The organism is Bradyrhizobium sp. (assembly GCF_049691595.1).
Lineage (GTDB): Bacteria > Pseudomonadota > Alphaproteobacteria > Rhizobiales > Xanthobacteraceae > Bradyrhizobium.
In genome coordinates this window covers 1-1764 of sequence record NZ_JBAVNZ010000388.1, presented here as the reverse complement: position 1 = coordinate 1764, position 1764 = coordinate 1, and the positions used below count along the sequence as shown (strand labels likewise).

Sequence of the window (1764 nt, the reverse complement as noted above, 5' to 3'; positions counted from 1 at the left end):
GCCATGACCAAGCATCTCCGTTCTCTCTTCACCAGCGATTCATTCAGCCGCCGTCGTTTCCTGATGGACTCGGCGGCCATTGCCGTCGGCGCTTCGTCGCTGATTGGTTCGAGCGGCGCATGGGCGGCGACGTTGAAGACCGTCCGCTTCAGCGAAGCCGTGCACAACCTCGGCTACATCAATCTCTATGTCGGCATGCACGCCGGCATCTTCAAGAAGAACGGCCTCGACATGCAGGTCGTCGCCGCCGGCGGCGATACCCAGACCTTCGCCGCCGTGCTGGGCGGATCGGCGGACTTCGCCATCGGCGACGCCACGATGGCGCAGATCTCGCGCGAGAATGGCGGGCCCGGTGTCGTGGTCGGAACCGTTGTCCAGCGCGCGCATTATTTCGGCGTATCGAAGACGCTTCAGCCGATTACCGATCCCAAGGCCTTCAAGGGATTGAAGATCGTAACCTCGCCCGAGCCGAACACCAATTACAGTGTCGCGAAGCGACTGCTTGAAAAAGCCGGTCTCAAAGTCGGCGTCGATGCCACCATCGTGCCGGTCAATCCGGGGACCGAAATCGCCGCCATGCTGGCCGGCCAGGCGGACATCGCCATCGCCTATCAGCCGAGCGTGGCCGCGGCCGAAGCGCAGGGTGCCAAGGTGGTGTTCGATTTCTCGAGTTATATCGGCCCGTTCTGCAATACCGGCATCATGGTGCTTCCCTCAACGATCCAGAAGGACCCCGAGATGGTGCAGGCGCTGGTAACCTCGTTCGAGGAAGCATCTCGCAAGACCTATGCCGATCCCGCCTTCGCCAAGCAGGTTGCGCGCAAGGAGTTTCCCGATCTTCCGGGCGATGTGGTCGACAAGGCCATCGATGCCGAGCTCAAGTTCCTGATTCCGGCGCAGTCGGTGGTGACCAAGCAGGATCAGTGGAAGAACCTGATGGAGATGCAGGTCTATCTCGGCAATGCCAAGGGCAGCATTCCGTTCGACCAGATCATCGACAACTCGTTCGCCGACAAGGCGGTTGCCAGTCTCAAATGACGCGAACCGGCGACAGTCGAAGCGCCGTTGATGCAGAGACCGCCATCGCCGGCGCCAGCGTCCCGCCGCTCGTCGTCGAGCACGTTTCGAAGAGCTATGAGGTCAACGGGCAGCCCGTGCCGGTGATCGGCGATCTCAGCCTGACGCTGCGGGAAGGCGAGATCGTCAGCATTGTCGGGCCATCCGGCTGCGGCAAGACGACGCTTCTCAACACCCTGTGCGGCTTGCTGACGCCGGACTCCGGGCGGATTCGCTGGCATGGCCGCGAGGTGTCGGGCCAGCCGCAGAATGTCGGCTACATGCTTCAAAAGGACCTGCTGTTGCCGTGGCGGACCGCGCTCGGCAACGCCATGCTTGGCCTCGAGATTCGCGGTGTCGCGTCCGGCGAAGCCCAGGACCGCAGCCACGCCATGCTCGACCAGCTGGGACTCCACGGTTTCGCGGATCACTATCCCTCGACCCTGTCGGGCGGAATGCGGCAGCGGGTGGCACTGGCCCGCACGCTGGTTCACGACCCCGACGTGCTGTTGCTGGACGAACCCTTTGCCGCGCTGGACTTTCAGAGCAAGCTGTTGATCGAGAACGACACCGCGGCGCTGGTACGGCAAAGCAGACGTTCCATGCTGCTGATCACCCACGATATCGAAGAGGCGGTGTCGCTTGCCGATCGGGTCATTGTGCTGTCGAAGAGGCCGACCTATGTCAAGGCCGTGTATGAAATTGCGC

2 protein-coding genes are annotated in these 1764 nt (G+C 62.4%); both read left to right on the top strand.

From position 1 onward, the window contains the following. Positions 1 to 3: 3 nt before the first annotated feature. Positions 4 to 1038 (top strand): ABC transporter substrate-binding protein, encoded by a 1035-nt coding sequence (locus WCE35_RS16775; protein ID WP_424594452.1) that lies wholly within the window; start codon positions 4 to 6, stop codon positions 1036 to 1038. Beyond that, positions 1035 to 1764 (top strand): ABC transporter ATP-binding protein (locus WCE35_RS16770; RefSeq protein WP_424594451.1); only part of this gene is annotated, 730 nt, incomplete at its 3' end. The genes WCE35_RS16775 and WCE35_RS16770, both read left to right, overlap by 4 nt.